This window comes from Novosphingobium sp. GW835-FHT14H07, assembly GCF_058793515.1.
On the sequence record NZ_JBXAFX010000020.1, the window covers coordinates 50,962 to 69,972 of the forward strand.

Annotated in this window: 21 protein-coding genes and 1 tRNA gene; 15 read left to right on the forward strand and 7 right to left on the reverse strand. The window is 65.4% G+C overall.

The genetic code is table 11. The annotated features are described in order from the left end of the window. Window positions 1-23: 23 nt before the first annotated feature. Complete coding sequence (locus AC1Q5P_RS16150) at window positions 24-1,310, reverse strand: dicarboxylate/amino acid:cation symporter (RefSeq protein WP_492519486.1); 1,287 nt, start codon at window positions 1,308-1,310, stop codon at window positions 24-26. 86 nt (window positions 1,311-1,396) lie between these two features. On the opposite strand from AC1Q5P_RS16150, the gene glmM reads away from it, so the two are divergent. From glmM to thiD, 3 genes are read left to right on the forward strand one after another with little or no spacing between them, the layout of a single operon-like run. Further along, the gene (gene glmM, locus AC1Q5P_RS16155) at window positions 1,397-2,734 is read left to right on the forward strand and encodes a phosphoglucosamine mutase (protein WP_039337058.1); all 1,338 of its coding nucleotides are present in this window, start codon (window positions 1,397-1,399) and stop codon (window positions 2,732-2,734) included. Continuing rightward, window positions 2,734-2,958, forward strand: a complete 225-nt coding sequence (locus AC1Q5P_RS16160) for a DUF1272 domain-containing protein (RefSeq protein WP_039337056.1) — start codon at window positions 2,734-2,736, stop codon at window positions 2,956-2,958. The genes glmM and AC1Q5P_RS16160 overlap by 1 nt, the downstream gene beginning before the upstream one ends. Further along, window positions 2,955-3,701, forward strand: a complete 747-nt coding sequence (gene thiD / locus AC1Q5P_RS16165; RefSeq protein WP_193827511.1) for a bifunctional hydroxymethylpyrimidine kinase/phosphomethylpyrimidine kinase — start codon at window positions 2,955-2,957, stop codon at window positions 3,699-3,701. The genes AC1Q5P_RS16160 and thiD overlap by 4 nt, the downstream gene beginning before the upstream one ends. On the opposite strand, the gene AC1Q5P_RS16170 is transcribed toward thiD, so the two are convergent. The 3 genes from AC1Q5P_RS16170 to AC1Q5P_RS16180 form a co-directional block, all read right to left on the reverse strand. Next, window positions 3,686-4,201 (reverse strand): GNAT family N-acetyltransferase, encoded by a 516-nt coding sequence (locus AC1Q5P_RS16170; protein WP_193827510.1) that lies wholly within the window; start codon window positions 4,199-4,201, stop codon window positions 3,686-3,688. The two genes, thiD and AC1Q5P_RS16170, sit on opposite strands and share 16 nt — an antisense overlap. Before the next feature lie 3 nt (window positions 4,202-4,204). Then, entirely contained in the window at window positions 4,205-5,083 is an 879-nt protein-coding gene (locus AC1Q5P_RS16175; RefSeq protein WP_492519487.1) for an LOG family protein, read from the reverse strand. 113 nt (window positions 5,084-5,196) lie between these two features. Further along, window positions 5,197-5,733, reverse strand: coding sequence for a hypothetical protein (locus AC1Q5P_RS16180; protein WP_492477282.1), 537 nt, complete (start codon window positions 5,731-5,733; stop codon window positions 5,197-5,199). A gap of 137 nt (window positions 5,734-5,870) precedes the next feature. Here AC1Q5P_RS16180 and AC1Q5P_RS16185 point away from each other — a divergent pair, with 137 nt between their 5' ends. Further along, entirely contained in the window at window positions 5,871-6,914 is a 1,044-nt protein-coding gene (locus AC1Q5P_RS16185) for a winged helix-turn-helix domain-containing protein (protein ID WP_492519488.1), read from the forward strand. Here the strand turns inward: AC1Q5P_RS16185 and AC1Q5P_RS16190 are convergent. Then, window positions 6,883-6,956, reverse strand: a tRNA-Gln gene (locus AC1Q5P_RS16190). The genes AC1Q5P_RS16185 and AC1Q5P_RS16190 overlap by 32 nt on opposite strands. A 159-nt stretch (window positions 6,957-7,115) precedes the next feature. On the opposite strand from AC1Q5P_RS16190, the gene AC1Q5P_RS16195 reads away from it, so the two are divergent. The 3 genes from AC1Q5P_RS16195 to AC1Q5P_RS16205 all read left to right on the forward strand — a co-directional run bounded on the left by AC1Q5P_RS16195 (window position 7,116) and on the right by AC1Q5P_RS16205 (window position 9,637). Further along, on the forward strand, window positions 7,116-8,411 hold the full coding sequence (locus tag AC1Q5P_RS16195) for a Ppx/GppA phosphatase family protein (protein ID WP_492519489.1): 1,296 nt from the start codon (window positions 7,116-7,118) through the stop codon (window positions 8,409-8,411). Beyond that, a complete protein-coding gene (locus AC1Q5P_RS16200; RefSeq protein ID WP_062344314.1) occupies window positions 8,408-9,097 on the forward strand; it encodes an RlmE family RNA methyltransferase in 690 nt (229 codons plus the stop codon). Before AC1Q5P_RS16195 ends, AC1Q5P_RS16200 begins: the two co-directional genes overlap by 4 nt. A gap of 99 nt (window positions 9,098-9,196) precedes the next feature. Continuing rightward, window positions 9,197-9,637: a surface-adhesin E family protein gene (locus tag AC1Q5P_RS16205; RefSeq protein WP_062344312.1), complete on the forward strand. Its 441-nt coding sequence runs from the start codon at window positions 9,197-9,199 to the stop codon at window positions 9,635-9,637. A 3-nt stretch (window positions 9,638-9,640) separates the two neighbouring features. On the opposite strand, the gene AC1Q5P_RS16210 is transcribed toward AC1Q5P_RS16205, so the two are convergent. Continuing rightward, window positions 9,641-10,000, reverse strand: a complete 360-nt coding sequence (locus AC1Q5P_RS16210) for a hypothetical protein (RefSeq protein ID WP_492519490.1) — start codon at window positions 9,998-10,000, stop codon at window positions 9,641-9,643. Window positions 10,001-10,120: 120 nt separating this feature from the next. Then, on the reverse strand, window positions 10,121-11,023 hold the full coding sequence (locus tag AC1Q5P_RS16215) for a c-type cytochrome (protein ID WP_082013457.1): 903 nt from the start codon (window positions 11,021-11,023) through the stop codon (window positions 10,121-10,123). A 156-nt stretch (window positions 11,024-11,179) separates the two neighbouring features. Between AC1Q5P_RS16215 and AC1Q5P_RS16220 the strand changes: the two genes are divergently transcribed. The 8 genes from AC1Q5P_RS16220 to AC1Q5P_RS16255 all read left to right on the forward strand — a co-directional run. Beyond that, on the forward strand, window positions 11,180-12,073 hold the full coding sequence (locus tag AC1Q5P_RS16220) for a prephenate dehydratase (RefSeq protein ID WP_039337034.1): 894 nt from the start codon (window positions 11,180-11,182) through the stop codon (window positions 12,071-12,073). Window positions 12,074-12,136: 63 nt separating this feature from the next. Further along, complete coding sequence (locus AC1Q5P_RS16225) at window positions 12,137-12,802, forward strand: DUF4129 domain-containing protein (protein WP_052242644.1); 666 nt, start codon at window positions 12,137-12,139, stop codon at window positions 12,800-12,802. After that, window positions 12,799-14,082 (forward strand): DUF4350 domain-containing protein, encoded by a 1,284-nt coding sequence (locus tag AC1Q5P_RS16230; protein WP_492519491.1) that lies wholly within the window; start codon window positions 12,799-12,801, stop codon window positions 14,080-14,082. Before AC1Q5P_RS16225 ends, AC1Q5P_RS16230 begins: the two co-directional genes overlap by 4 nt. A 17-nt stretch (window positions 14,083-14,099) precedes the next feature. Then, a complete protein-coding gene (locus tag AC1Q5P_RS16235; RefSeq protein WP_492519494.1) occupies window positions 14,100-15,056 on the forward strand; it encodes an AAA family ATPase in 957 nt (318 codons plus the stop codon). Then, window positions 15,053-16,381, forward strand: a complete 1,329-nt coding sequence (locus AC1Q5P_RS16240; RefSeq protein ID WP_492519492.1) for a DUF58 domain-containing protein — start codon at window positions 15,053-15,055, stop codon at window positions 16,379-16,381. Before AC1Q5P_RS16235 ends, AC1Q5P_RS16240 begins: the two co-directional genes overlap by 4 nt. Beyond that, window positions 16,378-17,445, forward strand: a complete 1,068-nt coding sequence (locus AC1Q5P_RS16245) for a stage II sporulation protein M (protein ID WP_427467950.1) — start codon at window positions 16,378-16,380, stop codon at window positions 17,443-17,445. Before AC1Q5P_RS16240 ends, AC1Q5P_RS16245 begins: the two co-directional genes overlap by 4 nt. Then, the gene (locus AC1Q5P_RS16250; protein ID WP_039337028.1) at window positions 17,445-18,410 is read left to right on the forward strand and encodes an RDD family protein; all 966 of its coding nucleotides are present in this window, start codon (window positions 17,445-17,447) and stop codon (window positions 18,408-18,410) included. The genes AC1Q5P_RS16245 and AC1Q5P_RS16250 overlap by 1 nt, the downstream gene beginning before the upstream one ends. Window positions 18,411-18,550: 140 nt before the next feature. After that, the coding region (locus tag AC1Q5P_RS16255) for a GNAT family N-acetyltransferase (RefSeq protein ID WP_492477289.1) at window positions 18,551-19,011 on the forward strand (461 nt) is incomplete at its 3' end.

Genomic DNA, 19,011 nt, shown 5'->3' on the forward strand with positions numbered 1-19,011 from the left:
AATTATCGAAACAGCAGTTGCACTTATCGCGCAGGTTCACCGTGTGCGCGGTCGACCGCCGCCGTCACCGCGACGTCCATCGTCACGTTGCCGAGCGTGCGCATGAGGTCGGGCAGGACTTCCACGGCAACCAGGATGGCGAGTGGCTCCACCGGAATGCCCATCGCGATGGAGATGGGGCCGATCGAGGTCACGAAGCTGATTGCGCCGGGCAGGCTGACCGCGCCCAGTGTCGTCAGCGTTGCCACCACGAAGCCCGCAACCAGCATCGAAGGCGTGATCGGCATGCCGAACCAATGCGCAACGTAGATGGCGACAGCGAAGTTCATCGCCGGACCGGTCGCGCGGAACAGCGCCACGGCAAGTGGCATCACAAGGTCTGAAGTCTGGTCCCGAACGCCCAGCTTGCGGCAGACCGTCAGCATTGCGGGAAGCGTTGCCAGTGAGGACTGCGTCGAAAGTGCCAGAGCCTGCGCCGGCAACACAGCGCGGGCGAACTCGCCCAGCCGCAGACGCGCGCCGAACACGGCAACGGCATAGGCCATAAGGAAGATCACGGTGCCGGCCGACGTCACTACCACAACGTAGTGCGCCAGCGCGCCGATGGCCGAAGTCCCGCTCTGCGCCGCAACCGAAAGGCTGAGGCAGAACACGCCGAGGGGAGCGGCCAGAAGCACCCAGCCGATCACCACCAGCATCGCATTGGCGACGCCCTCGAAGAATGTCGCGAGCGACCGCCGTTGCGTTTCGGCAAGGCGCGTGGCGGCAAGGCCGAACACGGCGGTAAACAGGATGACTGGCAGGATCTGGTCCGTGGCAGCCGATTGCAGCACGTTGGTGGGCACCAGCGATTGCAGGAAGGCGCCAAAGCCGGGCACGGTCGCCTTGTCGTGAATCTGCGCGACGCTGGCCCGCAAGGCTGCTGCAGCGGCGGTCGGCATCGGGAAAACGGAAAGGATCGCCGGGATCAGCAGTCCCGCCATTGCACTTCCGCCGGCCAAGATCGCGAAGAAGAACAGCAACGCCCGTCTTGCCAGCGCCCCCGCACGCGCTGCGGCCACCGTCTGTGCGATGCCGGTGAACAGCAGCGAAACCACGAGCGGCACGATCGTAGCGCGTAAGGCGTTCAGCCACAGCGTACCGACAGGTTGTGCCACGACCAGCACGGGATCAAGCAGCGCCGGGTCAAGAAACGCCAGGGAAAGGCCCAACGCAAGCCCTCCGACAAGCGCGGCAAAGATCCAGCCTGCGCGGATCGTCGGGATCGGCGGTTGCGTGATGGACGAATTTTCAGAAGGCGGTAAGGTCATCTTGAGACAACTCTAGCTAGGTTGCACGGCAAGGCAACGCATGCCGCCCGGGATCGGGCGCACGAAAAAGAGGGAAACGCCGTTTCATGGCACGCAAGTTCTTCGGCACCGATGGCATCCGGGGCCGGACCAACGCCGGAGTGATGACCGCCGCGACCGCAATGAAGGTCGGGCAGGCGGCAGGCACTTACTTCCAGCGCGGCGACCACCGCCATCGCGTCGTGATCGGCAAGGACACGCGCCTGTCCGGCTACATGATGGAAAGCGCGATGGTCGCCGGGTTCACTTCGGTTGGCATGGATGTCGTCCTGCTCGGACCGATGCCGACGCCCGCGGTCGCCATGCTCACCCGCTCGATGCGGGCGGACCTTGGCGTGATGATCTCGGCCAGCCACAACCCTTTCGAGGACAACGGCATCAAGCTGTTCGGGCCGGACGGCTTCAAGCTTTCGGACGATGCTGAACTCAGCATCGAAGCCATGCTGGCCCAGGATCTTGCCCTCGCCGACGCCACGCAAGTCGGGCGCGCCCGTCGTATCGAGGATGCGCGCGGCCGCTATATCCATGCGGTCAAGGCCAGCTTGCCTGACAACGTGCGGCTCGATGGCCTGCGCATCGTGATCGATTGCGCAAACGGCGCAGCCTACCACGTCACGCCCTCGGCGCTGTGGGAACTGGGCGCGGAAGTCATCGCCATGGGCGTCGAGCCCAACGGCAAGAACATCAATGCCGGGGTCGGCTCCACCCATCTTGATGCGATCAAGGCCAAGGTTCGCGAAGTGCGGGCCGATATCGGCATTGCCCTCGACGGCGACGCCGATCGCCTGATCGTGGTCGACGAGAAAAGCCAGACGGTCGACGGCGACCAGATCATGGCACTGATCGGCACCCAGCTTGCCGCGCGTGGAGAGCTGCGCGGCGGCGGCGTGGTGGCCACTGTCATGTCCAACCTCGGCCTCGAACGCTGCCTCAATGGCAAGGGCCTGACACTCGAACGCACCGCAGTGGGGGACCGCTACGTGCTCGAACGCATGCGCGAAGGCGGGTTCAATGTCGGTGGCGAGCAGTCCGGCCACATGATCCTGACCGATCACGCCACCACTGGTGACGGCACGGTCGCGGCCCTGCAGGTGCTGGCCGCGCTGGTGGAAAGCGGCAAGCCGGCCAGCGAGCTGCTGCATCAGTTCGACCCGGTCCCGCAATTGCTGAAGAACGTGCGCTTTGCTGGCGGCAAGCCGTTGGACGACAAGACGGTGAAGCAGGCGATCGCTGATGCCGAGGCGCGCCTGATCGGCAAGGGCCGCCTCGTCATCCGTCCATCCGGCACCGAACCGGTCATTCGCGTGATGGCCGAGGGTGACGACGCCGGCGAAGTCGAGGCTGTGGTCGACCAGATCTGCGATGCCGTCAGGAAGGCTGCCTGATGCTGGAAATGCGCCCCGATTGCGAACGCTGCGGCGCGGATCTTCCGGCCGAAGCCCCCGGCGCCTTCATCTGCTCGTTCGAATGCACGTGGTGCGCCGAATGCGCCGAAGAGCTCGACGATCGCTGCCCCAACTGCGGCGGTGAACTTATGGACCGCCCGACGCGGGCGAAGGCGCTCCACGCCAAGCACCCGCCATCAACGGAGCGCAAGTTCAAGGGATGAGGCCACCCCGCGTCCTGTCGATCGCAGGCTCGGATTCCGGCGGCGGCGCCGGCATCCAGGCCGATATCAAGACGATCACCATGCTTGGCGGCTATGCGATGACCGCGATCTGCGCCCTGACCGCGCAGGACACCACCGGCGTCCATGCCGTCCTCCCGGTCGATCCCGCCATGGTCGCCGCGCAGATCGACGCCTGCCTCAACGATCTGGGCGTAGATGCGGTGAAGATCGGCATGCTCGGCTCACCCCAGATTGCGACCGTGGTAGCAGACCGGCTCGAATGCCTGTCCGTGCCCATCGTGTTTGACCCGGTGATGATCTCCACCAGCGGTGCAGCGCTCGCTGACGCAGCTACAATTGCTGCCTTCGAACGACTGATGGCGCTCGCCACGCTGACAACGCCGAACGTACCTGAGCTCGCAGCGCTTGGTGGCGATGCCGCGATGCAGGGGCGGGGCATTGCCTATATCGCCAAGGGCGGGGACGCCGACGGTCCCGAAGTGATCGACCGCCTGGTCATTCCAGGGCAGTCCGAGCGCGTCTGGACCGCACCCCGCATCGAAACGCGCCACACCCACGGCACCGGCTGCACGATGTCGAGCGCCATCGCCACGCTGCTCGTCAGCGGCGCGTCGCTCGAAGAGGCGGTGGAAGACGCCAGAGAATTCGTCCGCGCTGCCCTGCTGGCCGCGCCCGGCTTCGGCGCTGGCCACGGCCCGCTCGGCCATCAGGCGGTGCGCTGATCCCAATCCTCGCGCGTTAGCGCGAAGTAGACGCTGTCGCACCACTCCTCGCCGACCAGCCACGTCCGCGCCGCGCGGTGTGTCTCGGCAAAACCGAGCCGTTCAAGCAGCCGGATGGAAGCCTTGTTGCGCGGATCGACGTCGGCAAGGATGCGCGGCAGGTGATGGACGGTAAACCCGCGCGCGATCACCATGCCCACCGCCTCACGTGCGAAGCCCTGCCCCCAGACGTCCGGGTCGAACATGTAGCCGAGGTCGGGGAAGCGGTAGAATCCCGCCTTGCCGATGACGCGGCCCTGATGCTCGACGATGAAATCCTCACCCTCCAGGTCAGGGATGTCCGCCATGTTGCCAAGCCATTCCGCTGTCACGGCCTCGCTGTCGTGCGGCGGTGTGGACCAGTAGGCCATGGCACGCGGCTGCCGCATGATCGCGTGCATCGCCGCAAGGTCCTCCTGCGGGCGCACGGGTCGCAACAGCAGCCGCGCGGTCCGGATCATCGGTCAGCAGTCCAGATCGTAGAACTTGACGATGTGGTCCCAGGCTTCCTCGGCTGTCTCCACCGGAATGAACAGCTCCAGGTCCTCGAAGTTGATCACGCCTTCCTCGGCAAGCGCACGGAAGTTCACCACGCGGTTCCAGTAATCACCGCCGAACAGCAGGATCGGAATCGGCTTCATCTTGCCGGTCTGGATCAGGGTCAGCAGTTCGAAGAACTCATCGAAAGTGCCGAAGCCTCCCGGGAACACCGCCACCGCCCGCGCCCGCAGCAGGAAGTGCATCTTCCGCAGCGCGAAGTAGTGGAACTGGAACGAGAGGTGCGGCGTGACATAGCTGTTCGGTGCCTGCTCGTGCGGCAGGACGATGTTCAGCCCGATCGATTCGGCGCCAGCATCGTGCGCCCCGCGATTGGCCGCTTCCATGATCGATGGCCCGCCGCCCGAGCAGATCACGAACTGGCGCTTGCCGTCTTCCACCAGCCCGCACTTGCTGGCGGTGAAGGCCAGCTTACGCGCTTCTTCGTAGTACTTGGCCTTGGCAACAAGGCTCTCGATCACCGCCTTGCGCTCGGGCGTGGTCGCCGTCGCCAGCGCCGCTTCGGCCATGTCGGGCGAAGGAATGCGCGCAGACCCATAGACAACCAGCGTCGATCCGATGTCCGCTTCGTCGAGCAGCATCTCGGTCTTGAGCAGTTCCAGCTGGAACCGCACCGGTCGCAATTCCTCGCGCAGGAGGAAGTCGGTGTCACGGAAGGCCAGCCGGTAGGCCGGGTCCTGCTGCTGGGGGGTGGTCTTGGGGTGGTTCTCGACGAAACCGGCTTCCTGCTCGGCCTTGTAGAACTTGCGCTTGGTCAGCTCGTGCTGCTTTTCTTCTTCAGTCATGCCTGCATAGGTCGGTCACCATGCCGGAAAGCGCAACCCCCGAACCGTGCAAGGAAAGATTGCCGCACACGCCAGTGCGCGCTGGTGGGCCCCGCAAGCTGTATGCGGCGGTGCTAGGCCAGTTCAGCGCGATGATGGCACCAGGCGACTGCAAGCCACAGCAAGGCAAAGAACGTCAGGACGCCCCATTCGACAGCGTGCCCCGGCATCTGGTTGAGGGCGACGACACCGGCGGCATACTGGCCTGCGGCGAGGCACAACGCTATCCAGCGCATGGCGTGGGGGCGGAACCGACAAGCCACCGCCACCGCCATCCCGACAACAACCATGAGGAAGAAGAGCGTGTTGACGGAATTGTCGTCGCCAATGATGCCAACGGCAGCGTTTGACCAGACGGTAAGGAAGGCTGCAACACCGGCGAGGATGTAACCCGCGCGCTGTGTTCCTGCCTGAGCATATCTGGCCGCAAGTTCGCATACGGCGCCGATGAAGCCTAGCAGCAGTGCGGCGAACACGAAGTCCCCGGCAGTCCAATTCACCTCCGGGGTCAGTTGCATCGCAAGGGCGGGAAGGAGGAGCAGTGCCAGGAGGCTGCCCCATCCGGCAATTCGCCAGCCATTGGCAGTCTTCGAAGTATGGGCGTTGGTCATGATCGAGCCTCCTTGCGCATTTATGGCGGCGATTGATGAGGCGGCGCGGTCTGAAAGGCATGAGGAAAAGATGAGCAATTGCTGACAACACGCCAAGCGCTTGCCAATGCTCCGGTATGGCAGCAGACCCGGACGCAATGGGAAGACACGCACAGATTCTGCGCTTCGGGGACTTCGAGCTCGACTGCGAGAACCGGCAGTTGCTGCAACACGGAAAACCGGTCGAGCTCGGCAGCCGCTACTTCGATGCGCTCGCGCTGCTGGTCGCGCGGCGGGGCGAACTGGTGAGCAAGGACAGCTTCATGGACGAGGTCTGGCAGGGCATCCCGGTTACAGACGAGGCGCTGACACAATGTATCCGCACCCTGCGCCGCGCGCTGGGAGACAATGCGGCCAATCCCCGCTTCATTCAGACAGTGCCGAAACACGGCTACCGCTTCATTGCTGCGATGCCGCAGCAAGCGGATGCTGCCGAACCAATGGCGCGAGCGTCGCGTATCGCCGCGGCCTGCACTTTGTCGGGACTCGTGGCCGGAGCCGCCGCCGGGCTGTGCTATGGCATCATCGCGGGGACTGGCGGTGGCGGTCAGGTGCTTGTTCTTTCCGCGATGGTCGGTGTCCTCGGTCTTCTCGCCGGTGCAGGTCTGGGCGCGGGAATGGCTGCCACCGTCGCTTGGCGTCAGAATCCCGATTGGTGGATCGTTGCCGGCGCCGCACTGGGCGGCCTTGCGACTGGCGCTCTGGGCAACCTCTTGGGCCGAGAAGGCGTGGGGTTGCTGTCCGGCGTATCGGACCTTTACGTCACCGGACCTTTTGAGGGCGCAATTCTTGGCTCTGCGGCAGGTCTGGCCTCGTGGGCCGCGTGCACCGGCCAAAGCCGACGTGTCGTGCTTGCCGCCGCACTGTGCGCGGGAGGGACGGCGGGCCTGCTGATCTACCTTTCCGGCGGAGTTCTGCTGGCAGGCTCACTCCAGGCTCTCGAGCTGGGAGTTGCGGGCATGCAGCTCGATGTCGACAGGATTGGCAACCTGCTTGGCGAACAGGGGCTTACAACGACTGCACGGGGGCTCACCGCGGTCATCGAGGCACAGGTTTTCGTCCTGGCGATGACCTGGGGGCTGCTCATGGCAGGCAGAAAGTCTGGAAAGCTGGATGCCCCGCGAGGATTCGAACCTCGATAGACGGAATCAGAATCCGTAGTCTTACCATTAGACGACGGGGCAGTGTGAGGCGCGCAACTAGGGGGCGAGTGCGCCCAAGTCAAGCGGTTCAATGGGCATTTTTGGTGCCGGTCTTGCGGGCGGGGCGGCACATCGCTAGCATTGGCATCAAGTACCCGGCCTGCATCAGGCGGCGCGGGAAAACATAAGCGAATACGATTCATGGCGGGTTCCATTCCGCCGGCAAATGGGCAAGGCGCGCGACCGGACGGCCAGCCGGCCAACGGCAAGACGGCAGGCGGCAAGAAGGGGCAAAGGAAAAAGCCCCGTCGGCCACGCGGCAAGACCGGGAGCGGTGTCCCACCCAAGTCGGCCGGCAAGACCAGTCCGCCCGCAGCACGCGGTGGCGGCACGCACGAGGCTATCGCCGCGGCAACTCCGGCTGTGGTGGCGGAATCTCCCGCACCGCCCGCGTTTGAGCGTGCAAGCACCTGGCAGAAACCGCTGCCCCATCACCGCCAGGCCTATGCCGCGATCGACCTGGGCACAAATAACTGCCGTCTCCTGATCGCAAGGCCCTCGGGCGAGCATTTCGTGGTGATCGACGCCTTCAGCCGCGTGGTCCGCCTGGGCGAGGGACTGGCCCAGACCGGGCGCCTTTCCGACGAGGCCATGGACCGCGCGCTTGGCGCCCTGCACGTCTGTGCCGACAAGCTGCGCAAGCGCAACGTGCATCTTGCCCGCTCGGTTGCCACCGAAGCCTGCCGCCGTGCGAGCAACGGACAGGCCTTCATCGATCGCGTTCGCAACGAAACCGGCATCCACCTGAATATCATCACCGCGCAGGAAGAGGCACGCCTCGCCGTGCTCGGCTGCCACATTCTGCTCGAACAGGGCAACGGCCCGGCGATGATCTTCGACATCGGCGGCGGGTCGACGGAGATGGTGCTGGTGGAAACCGGCGAAACCGTGCCCAGCATCCTCGATTGGCAGTCGGTGCCATGGGGCGTCGTCTCTTTGACCGAGAGCATCGGCGCGATTGCCGACGATCCGCATGCCCGCGCGGTCGCCTATGCCGAGATGCGCCGACGTGTGGACGAAGGTTTTTCCGATTTCACCGCCCGCGTAACGCCGATCCGGCACGCAGCGCAGGGCGAGCGCAGCATCCGCCTGCTGGGCACCAGCGGCACCGTCACCACGCTGGCATCACTCCATCTCGAACTGCCGCAGTATGATCGCCGCGCGGTCGACGGCCTGATCGTGCCGGCCGATTCGATGCGCGACATCTCCCGCCGTCTGTCAACCATGACCCCGGCCGAGCGCATTGCCGTGCCCTGCATCGGGCGCGAACGCTCGGACCTCGTCGTTGCCGGGTGCGCCATCCTCGAATCGATCCTCGACATCTGGCCGGCAGAGCGCCTTGGCATTGCCGATCGCGGCATTCGCGAAGGCATCCTGCGCAGCCTCATGGCCACCGGCGCCGATCCGCGCGGGCCCAGGAAAACGGAAGCAGCATGAGTCGTTCCGGAAAGAATCCCAACGAACGGCTCAAGAGCGCCAAGGGCCGCTCGGCCTCATCGGTGCGCTGGCTGTCGCGCCAGCTCAACGACCCTTACGTGAAGCAGGCCAAGGCCGAAGGCTGGCGCAGCCGCGCGGCATTCAAGCTGATCGATCTCGATGAGAAGTTCGGCCTGCTCAAAGGCTCGAAGCGTGTCGTCGATCTCGGCATCGCGCCTGGCGGGTGGAGCCAGGTCGTGCGCAAGAAGTCGCCGGCGGCAAAGATCGTTGGCATCGATCTCCTGCCCACCGATCCGATCGAGGGCGTGACCATCTTCCAGATGGACTTCATGGCCGATGAGGCGCCGGAAGCTCTGCAAGGTGCGCTGGATGGTCCCCCAGATCTCGTGATCTCCGACATGGCCGCCAACACCGTTGGCCACAAGCAGACCGACCACCTGCGCACGATGGGCCTGGTCGAGACGGCTGTAGACTTTGCCGTCCAGACCCTGGCCCCCGGCGGGGCGTTCGTCGCCAAGGTCTTTGCCGGCGGCACCGATGGCGAACTCCTCAAGATCCTCAAGAAGAACTTCACGACTGTAAAGCACGCCAAGCCCCCCTCGAGCCGCAAGGATTCCTCGGAGTGGTACGTGATTGCCCAAGGGTTCAAGGGCCGTGCGGGCGAGCCTGCGTTAACCGACAACTAGCCTGCTGTCGCATCGCGGGACTCAGGACAAACCCCTAGCTGGGCGCGCCTGGCGGGCATGGTTATCAGCACCTTAACCGAAGCACTCCGGAGCCACCCGATGACCTCCATCCGCAGCCTGCTGCTCCCTCTCGCCTTCCTCGGCTTCTCCGGCGGGGCAATGGCAGAAGACATTGCAGCAAGAGGATGGTCTGCCGACTGGAAGGTCATCGGCGTGGCCGAGGACCGCACCGAAGTGCTCGTGCGTCCCGAATCAGTCCGCGAACTGCCGCCCAGCCCGGCTCGTAGCTTTGCCGTCCGTCAGGTCTGGGCAGGTTTCGACTTTGCCCCCGCCGCGAGCTTGGCCACCGGGCGCAAGATCATCCTGTTCCGCTATGACTGCGCCGCGAAGCGCGTGCTCATTGCCGCGGCAACGGACTACGCGACGTCCGGCGAGATCCTGTCCCGCAACGCCGTTGCCGCCGACAGTGCCGATCAGTACGCCCCGGTTGAGCCAGAGACGCTAAATGCAGCGATCATGGCCGAGGCCTGCCACCTCTGACGGTCAGCGCTTCGCGTTCCAGTTGAACAGGAAGCTGCGATGCTCCGCCCAGGTCTGGCCCTCTATGTGATCGCCTACCAGGCACGCCGCCGTGTGATAGGGCCCGGCGCCATCGGTGGTGCGAAAGCTCACGCAAGTCCGCGCGCGGTCGGTCTTCCAGCGTCCTGCCAGTATTTCGCTCTCGTAGAAGCTGCCCTTGACCGTGCCATCGGCCTGCAGCTGTAGCACCATCGGTTTTGTGTAAGGCTCTTCCGGCTTGGCCGACAGGTCGACAGTCCAATTGCCCTGCATGGCGGCGGGAGGTTCCGCCGCACCGGCCGGAGTCATGACGAGCAGAAGCGGCAAGGCAGTAAACAGGCGCATCGGTTTTTCCTAAAGCGCAACTCTGCGCGGCTCATGCGCAAACGCAATAGGTACCGAAGACATCAAAAGGGCGCCCGGATCGCTCCGGACGCCCTTTTGAATTTCGTCTGAAAGCGAAGTTTACTTCTTCGACTTCAGGTAGGCGATCACGTCCGCACGCTGCTGATCGTCAGCAATGCCGGCGAAGGTCATCTTGGTGCCAGCGGCAAAGGCCTTGGGATTCTTCAGCCAGGCATCGAGCGTGGCATCGTCCCAGGTGCCGCCCTTGCCCTTGAGCGCGTCGGAGAAGGCATAACCGCCGCGATCGCCAGCCACGGCCTCACCATGAACGCCGAACAGGTTGGGACCAATGCCGTTGGCACCGCCCTGATCGATGGTGTGGCAAGCCTTGCACTTGGCAAAGACTGCCTCGCCCTTGGCGGCATCGCCAACCAGAGCAACGGCAGCACCTTCGGCAGGCGCAGCACCAGCTGCCGGAACGGCTTCAGGCGCAGGCAGCGGCAGGTTCGAGCCGAGCGAGTTGAGATAGAGAATCACGTTGGCGCGGTCTTCACCCTTGGGCAGACCGGCGAATGACATCTTGGTGCCGGCGGCAAAGGCCTTGGGGTTCTTCAACCAGGCATCAAGCGTGGCGAAATCCCAGTTGCCGCCCTTGGCAGCGAGATCAGCCGAATAGGCAAAGCCCGCAGCATGCTTGCCGACCGGCTTGCCGACGATGCCATAGAGGTTCGGACCGATGCCATTGGCGCCGCCCTGCTCGGCGGTGTGGCAGGCCTTGCACTTGGCAAAAACGGCTTCGCCCTTGGCAACGTCACCAGCAGCGAGGAGATTCGCCAGCGGCAGCTCAGCCGCCCCGCCACCCTCGGCACCTTCTTCGACGACGCCCTCGATCGCGTAGCCCATCTTTTCCGGACGGTGCTCCTTGTCGGCCAGGAAGTAGTGCGCCGACAGGCTGGAGAGCCCCAGAGCCACGATGCCCCCGAACAAGGTCCATCCGGCGATGGTATTGAAACGATCGTCCATTTACGAGCCCCATAGGCGCAACGTCAGCACCTTGCCGACACCCGCGCGAGTTCGGGGTCCCTCTAGTCAGGGCCATGCGGCAGCGCAAGATGGTTTGCGCCGCAAATTCGATCTCCCTTGCCCGAAAGAACAGAGCGGCTTAACGCGCGAGCCATCATGCAGAGCTATCCCGCCCCCGCGCTCGCCCTTGTCGAGAACATGGCTGCCGCTGCAGCCGCCGATCCTGCGCGCGCCGTTTCGTTCCAGGGGGCGCCGGGCGCCAACTCCCACCGCGCCGCGCTCGAGGCCTTGCCCGATTGCCTGCCGCTGCCATGCTTCTCGTTCGAAGACGCGCTCGACGCGGTCAAGGAAGGCCGCGCGGCCCACGCGATCATCCCGATCGAGAATTCGCAGCACGGGCGCGTAGCCGACATCCACTTCCTGCTGCCCGAGAGCGGCCTTTCGATTGTCGGCGAACACTTCCTCGAGATCCATGCGAGCCTGATGGCGCTTGGCGATGGTCCGTTCACCGCCGCATACAGTCACCCGCAGGCGCTCGGCCAGTCGCGATTCTATCTGCGTGACCGCGGCATCGTGCCGATGAGCTATGCCGATACCGCCGGGGCCGCTGCCTATGTCGCCGAACTGGGCGATCCGACCGTGGCCGCACTTGCCCCGCGCATCGCCGCCGAACTCTATGGCCTGAAGGTGATCGAGGACAACGTCGAGGACGCGCACGACAACACCACCCGCTTCGTGATCCTGTCCAGGACCCCGCGCGATCCGGCCACCATCTCCGGCCCGGCGATGACGACGTTCGTATTCGAAGTGCGCAATATCCCGGCTGCGCTCTACAAGGCGCTGGGCGGCTTTGCGACAAACGGGGTCAACATGACCAAGCTGGAAAGCTACCAGCGCGGCGCGAGCTTTGCCGCCACCGAATTCTATGCCGATATCGTCGGCGCGCCGGGTGAACGCCCCGTCGATCTCGCGCTCGAAGAGCTCGATTTCTTTGCCAAGAACCTGCGAATACTTGGGACTTACCCGTTGGAACGCATCCGCGGCCAGTAAGAGTATTCAAAAGGACGGTGACTTGTGCTTGCCCCGTCGCCTGCCGCGTGCAAGGTTGCGCGGGTGACGGCACCGGCTTCGGCAACAGTACCAGCAAATGATGCGGCCGCAGCCGAGGCTGCATGGCGCTCGATCCGCGAATCGGGCGATATCCAGCTCGCACCTGTCCCGCCCGATCCCATGCCCGTCACGCCGGACTGGCTCAAGGCGCTTGGCCGCTTCCTCGAATGGCTTCTCTCACCGCTCGGGCGCCTGCTCGGCGGCAGCTGGAGCGTGATCGAGATGCTGATGCTGGTCGGCGCAGGGCTCGGCGTGCTGTGGATCGCATGGAGCCTGCTCTGGCCGCTGTGGCGCGAACGTGGCACCCACCGGAGAGTGGCAGAGCCTGAATGGGCGCCGCTGCGCGAAGAAGCGCTCGCCCTGCTCGAGGACGCTGACCGCCTTGCCGCGCAAGGCCTCTATGGCGAGGCCGCGCATCTCCTGCTCAAGCGCAGCGTTGGCCAGATCGCCCGCGCCCGGCCCGATTGGCTGGCCCCCTCCAGCACCGCGCGCGAAATCGGCACCATCACCGGGCTACCCGGAGAAGCGCGCGCCGCCTTCGGCACCATCGCCAGCCTGGTCGAGCGCGCCCGCTATGCCCTGCGGCCCCTTGGGGCAGACGAATGGAGCACGGCGCGCGAAGCCTATTCGCGCTTTGCCATCGCGCCGCTGACGGTCGCTGCGCAATGAGCAATGCCGCACCAACCCCGTTCTCGCGCGGCACGCTGATCGGGATGCTGCTGGTCGGCGCGCTCGCCTTCGTCGCGCTGCTCTGGTTCCTTGGCAACGGCACCGGCGGCAACGGCAACAACGGCGGCGCGCATGTCGGCGGGCAAGGCCTCAATGGCTATGCCGGCCTTGCGCGGATGCTCGAAGCCGAAGGCCTTGACGTCCAGCGCCAGCGCAACCGCCGCGCGCTGGAAAACGCACCGGGCCTGCTCATCCTCACCCCGCCAGCCGATGCCGATGGCAAGGAGATCGCCAGGATCGTCGATGCCCACCGCTACTGGGGCCCGACGATCGTCGTCACCCCCAAGTGGCTGGCAATGGGTGTCAACGCCAAGGCCGCCAAGCGCGGCTGGGTGCAGATGGTCGGCACGCAGGCGCCCGAATGGAAGGGCTTTGCCGACAACGTCAGGGTCGAGATCGGCGATGAAGATTCGCCACCCGCGGGCGGCTGGAAGCTTGGTGACCGCCGCGGCAAGTTCCCTGACGATCGCCAGATCGAAACCGGTTCCGGCAAGGGCCTCTTCCCCCTTCTCACCACCGGCAGAGGCAAGACGCTCGCGGCGTTTCTGGATGACGATGGCTACTATCCCGCGCTCAACAATTTCGCCGGGATCGACCCTGGTTACGGCGGCGAGGATGAGGACCTGTACCCTGTCGTCCTCGTGTTCGAGCCCGATCTGCTCGACAACTGGGGCTTGGCCGACCGCAACACCGCCATGCTTGCCCGCGATCTCGTGCTCGCCACGGCGGATGATCGCAGCCAGCCGATCGTCTTCGACATGACCTTCAACGGCTTCGGCGCCAGCCGCAATCTGCTGACCCTCGCGTTCGAGCCACCTTTCCTTGCCGCCACGATCTGCCTTTTCCTCGCCGCGCTGGCGATTGCCTGGCGCGCGCTCAACCGCTTCGGACCGGCGCTGGTGCAGGGGCAGGAAATCGCCTTTGGCAAGGCCGCTCTGGTCGCCAACGCTGCGGGGCTCATCCGCCGCGCTGGCCGCGTCCACCTCGCCGCCGCGCCCTATGCCGATGCCACGCGCGAACGCATTGCGCTGGCGCTGGGCCTGCCCAAGGGCCTCGACCCGCAGGAGACCGAGCGCCTGATCGACGCTGCGCAACTCCGCCGTGCCATCGCCGGCCCACCGTTTTCCCAGGCCGCGCGCCACTTGCGCGATGCCCGCAAGCCCCATGAACTGACGAAGCGCGCCCAAGTGCTGCAGCAGATAGAAAGGCACCTCAAGTGACCGAGACGACCTCCGAAATGTCCCTGACCGAGCTCGGCGCGCTATCCGGCCGGATCCGCGCCGAAGTCGGCAAGGCGATCGTGGGGCAGGAAGAGGTGCTCGATCAACTGCTCGTCGCGCTGTTCGCAGGCGGCCATGTCCTGCTCGAAGGCCCTCCCGGCACGGCCAAGACCTTCCTCGCACAGACCTTTGCCGCCGCTCTCGGCCTTGATTTCGGGCGCATCCAGTTCACCCCCGATCTGATGCCTGGCGACATCCTCGGCTCCAACCTGTTCAATTTCCAGACCAGCCAGTTCACGCTCACGCGCGGCCCCATCTTCCACGAACTGCTGCTGGCCGACGAAATCAACCGCACCCCGCCCAAGACGCAGGCCGCCCTGCTCGAAGCCATGCAGGAGCGCCGCGTCACCCTCGACGGCGAGGTCCACGCCCTGTCCGAACGCTTTACCGTGGTCGCCACGCAGAACCCGATCGAAAGCCAAGGCGTCTACCCGCTGCCCGAAGCCCAGTTGGACCGCTTCCTGTTCAAGCTCCTCGTCGGCTATCCTTCCATCGAGGAGGAAGCCCGCATCGTTGCCCGCTACGGCGAAGGCAAGGGCGCACCCAAGCCCGCCGATCTCGGCGTCGTTTCCGTGACCACTGCGGCAGAGCTTGGCCGCGCACAGTCCGCCATCGCCTCGATCACGCTCGCTGAATCGATTGTCGACTACATCGTGCGCCTGGTTCGCGCCACGCGCGAAAGCGGCGATCTGGTCGTCGGAGCCAGCCCCCGCGCCGCCGTGCTGCTGGCCGGGGCCGCCCGCGCACGCGCCGCGCTCGATGGTCGTGATTACGTCATCCCCGACGACGTCAAGGCGCTCGCCACTGCCGTCCTGCGCCACCGCCTGATGCTCAGCCCCGCTGCCGAGATCGAAGGCAAGCAGGTCGAGACCATCGTTGCTGCGCTGGTAGAAGGCACGGAAGCCCCCCGTTGATCAAGCCTGCCGCCATCCTGCCCTCGGGCCGTGCAGTCCTGCTCTTTGCAGGCCTCGCCCCGCTGGCCCTGGTCCTGGCCGCGGCCGCTCCTGCGGCCTGGATCGCCGCACCTGCGCTGGGCGGCGCACTGCTCGTGCTGATCCTGCTCGACGGCCTCTTCGCCGGCTCCCTCGAGGACGTACAGATCCACGCGCCGTCCGATAGCGAGGTCGGCGAACCTGCCACCCTGACGGTGGTCGCCGCACTCGCCCGTGTCCGCAACGGCATCCGCCCCGACGCGGCAATCGCATGCGACTCTCGCCTTGCCGAGGGGGGCCGTATTGCCCTGCCGCTCACCTTCGCGGACGGCGCATGGAGCGGCAGCACCACGATCGCCCCCACCCGCCGCGGCACCGGCCGGCTCACCCGCCTGTGGCTGCGCTGGAGCGGCCCGCTCGGCCTCGCCCACCGCCAGGCCACCCGCGATCTTGAGGCCGAAGTGCGGGTCTGGCCGAACATCGCCCCGGTACGCAGCCCGGCGCTGCAGATATTCCTGCGCGATGCCCAGTTCGGCTTGATCGCGCGGCGTATCCGTGGCGAGGGCACTGAATTCGAAGCACTTGCCGAGTACGAACCGGGCATGGACCGCCGCCGGATCGACTGGAAAAGCTCGGCCCGCCACGCCCGCCTTTTCGCCAAGGAATACGAGGTCGAGCGCAACAACCAGATCGTCTTCGCGTTCGATTGCGGACAGGCGATGTGCGAACCGATCGACGGCCTGCCCCGGATCGACCGCGCCGTCACCGCCGCACTCACCACCGCCTATGTCGCACTCAAGGCGCAAGATCGCGTCGCGCTGTTCGGCTTCGGTGCGCGCCCGGAAGTTGCCACCCCGTTCGTCACCGACAGCCGCGATTTCGCTCGCCTGCAGCGCGCCGCCGCCCAGCTTGATTACCATCCCGGCGAGCCCAACTTCACGCTCGCCCTGTCCACGCTCGCCGCACGGCTGCAGCGCCGTTCGCTGATCGTGCTCTTCTCTGATTTCTCCGACCCCACCAGCGCCGAGCTGATGGTCGAGAACGTGGGCCGACTGGTAGAGCGCCACCTCGTGCTGTTCGTGGTCATGGCCGATGCCGAACTCGCCGGCCTTGCAACCGCCACCGTCACCGACATGCAATCTGTCGCCGAAGCGGTCACCGCCACTACGCTTTCCAGGCAGCGCGCGATCGTGCTCCAGCGCCTGCGCCACCTCGGTGTGCGCGTGCTCGAAGCGCCGCATGACCAGATCGGCACGCGACTGCTCGATTCCTATCTCGCGATCAAGCGCGAGGGACGCATCGGATGAACGCTGTCACCACAGGAATTGCCCAGAAGATCGGCAACTGGTTCGCCCGGCCGACAGAGGCCGCTGTTGCGGCAGAACACGCCGCCCTGCGTTCCGATCGCTTCCGGCTTGAACGCGAAGCCGATTGGAAGCGCCTCGAAGCAGTGCTCAAGCGCATGGAGGCCGGGCGCACGCGCGGCGTTTCGGATGAGGACTTGCTCGCCCTTCCGGCTCTTTATCGCACTGCCGCGTCCAGCCTTTCGATCGCCCGCGAAACCTCGTTGGACGCGGCGCTCGTCGCCTATCTCGAAGCGCTGACACAACGCGCCTGGTTCCTCGTCTATGGCCCGCGCGCCTCGTTGTGGTCATGGTTTCGCGGCTTCATCGGCGGCGGATGGAGCGCCAGCGTGCGCGGGCTCGGCATCGATCTGCTGATCGCGCTCGCATTGATGGTTGCGGGCACTGCGGTCGGCTGGCTGCTCGTGGCGTCGAACCCCGAATGGTACTATTCGCTGGTCCCTGGCGGCATGGCCGATGTCCGCGTGCCGGGGGCGAGCCGCGAAGTCTTGCACGGCACGCTGTTCGGCAACCAGGACCAGAGCGGGATGGGCGTGTTTGCCGCCGGCCTGTTCAGCAACAACGCGCAAGTCTCGATCATGTGCTTTGCGCTGGGCTTTGCCTTCGGGCTGCCGACCATGCTGTTGCTGGTTCACAACACGGCACTGCTTGGCGCGATGCTGTGGCTATATCATGGACAGGGCCTGCTGCTCGATTTTGTCGGGTGGCTCGCCATTCACGGCACGACAGAGCTGTTCGCGATCCTGCTGGCGGGCGCAGCCGGCATTCATATCGGACGCGCCATGGCCTTCCCCGGCAACATGTCGGTCATGGATGCCGCCGCTGCGGCCGGCCGCCGCGCCGCGCAGGTCATGACCGGCGTGGTCCTCATGCTGATCCTTGCCGCCCTGCTCGAAGGCTTCGGGCGTCAGCTCATAGACTCCACCCCATCGCGCCTCACCGTGGGAGGCTTCATGCTGGTGCTGTGGAGCGGCTATTTCTTCGCCTTCCGGCGTGAGGCCCGCTGATGGCGATACGCCTGCCCTTCCGCCGTGACGCCAAGTCCGCGCCCCGTACTCCGCAGGCGCTTCAGGACCGCCGCCGCCGTATGGTCGTCACCCCTGAAGGCGTGGCGCTGCCATTCGTCCTGGCCTCGCGCGGAGCACGCGCCGCTGCACTCTTCCTCGATCTGGCCATGATCGTCGGCGCGATCATCGGCGCCACGCTGCTCATTGCCTATGTCGCCAATGCAGTGGGCATAAACTTCAATGATGATGACAGCCCCGCTGGGCGCGCGGTGCAGGCGCTGGTAGTCGTCTGGATCATCGCGCTGTTCCTGTTTCGCAACGCCTGGTTCCTGTTCTTCGAACTCGGCCCGCGCGGCGCCACGCCGGGCAAGCGTATCACCGGCATCCGCGTCGCCGCCCGCGCGCGTGGCAAGGATGGCGCGCGGTTGACCACCGAAGCGGTTATCGCCCGCAACCTCGTGCGCGATATCGAACTGTTCATGCCTGCGATCTTCATCGTCGTCGCCTCGGTCGAAGGCGGCGATACCGAGATGGCGGCCTGGGCGGGCCTCGTCTGGTTCCTGCTCTTTGCGCTGTTTCCGTTCTTCAATCGCGACAGGCTCCGGTGCGGAGACCTGATCGCGGGAACCTGGGTGGTCGAAGCGCCCAAGCGCAAGCTGGAACAGGCGCTATCGGTTGGCGAAGGTGCGCGCGGCCTGTCGCAAGCCACTGGCGTGCAGTATCGCTTCAGCGATGCCGACCTTGCCGTTTATGGAGAATACGAACTGCAGGTGCTCGAGCGCGTGCTGCGAGAGAACCGCGAGGAAGCCCTGCGTGATGTGGCCCGCACGATCTGCGGCAAGATCGGCTGGAACGCAGGCGCGGGCGACGAACGTGCTTTCCTCGAAGCCTATTACGCCCAGCTGCGCGCACGCCTTGAAACCGGCATGCGCTTCGGGCGTCGCAAGGCCGACAAGCACACCTGAGCGCAAGCCCCCGGCCTCCCGTCGCTGACCGGCGGCGGATGCGCCTGGGTGGGGCGACCCCTTCGCGGCTTTTTCTGAAGCATTGCGAGATGGCGCCCGTTCGTGCTGAACAGTCAATATCACTGGAAGGGAGGGGCCCAATGGACTGTGTCAAGATCCTCGAAGACGATCTTTCCGGAGAGGCAATCCGCGAACTTGTCGCCTTCCACCTCTCGGGCATGCATGCCAACTCACCTGCCTGCAAGGTCCACGCACTTCCGGTTGAAAAACTGCGCCAACCCGGCGTCACCTTCTATTCGGCGTGGGTCGGAAATGCGCTTGCCGGGATGGGCGCGATCCGCGAACTTGATTCCACGCATGGCGAACTGAAGTCCATGCGCGTCGCAAGTGATTGGTTGGGAAAGAAAATCGGCGAAGCCATGCTGCTTCACCTGCTTTCGGTTGCACGGCAGCGCGGCTATGCTCGCGTCAGCCTCGAAACCGGCCAAGGCCCCGCCTTCGAACCGGCACTCGGGCTCTATCGCAAGCACGGCTTCGTCAATTGCGAGGCCTTTGCGGAATACGTGCTGGACGATTTCAGCCAGTGCCTGACGCTGCGCCT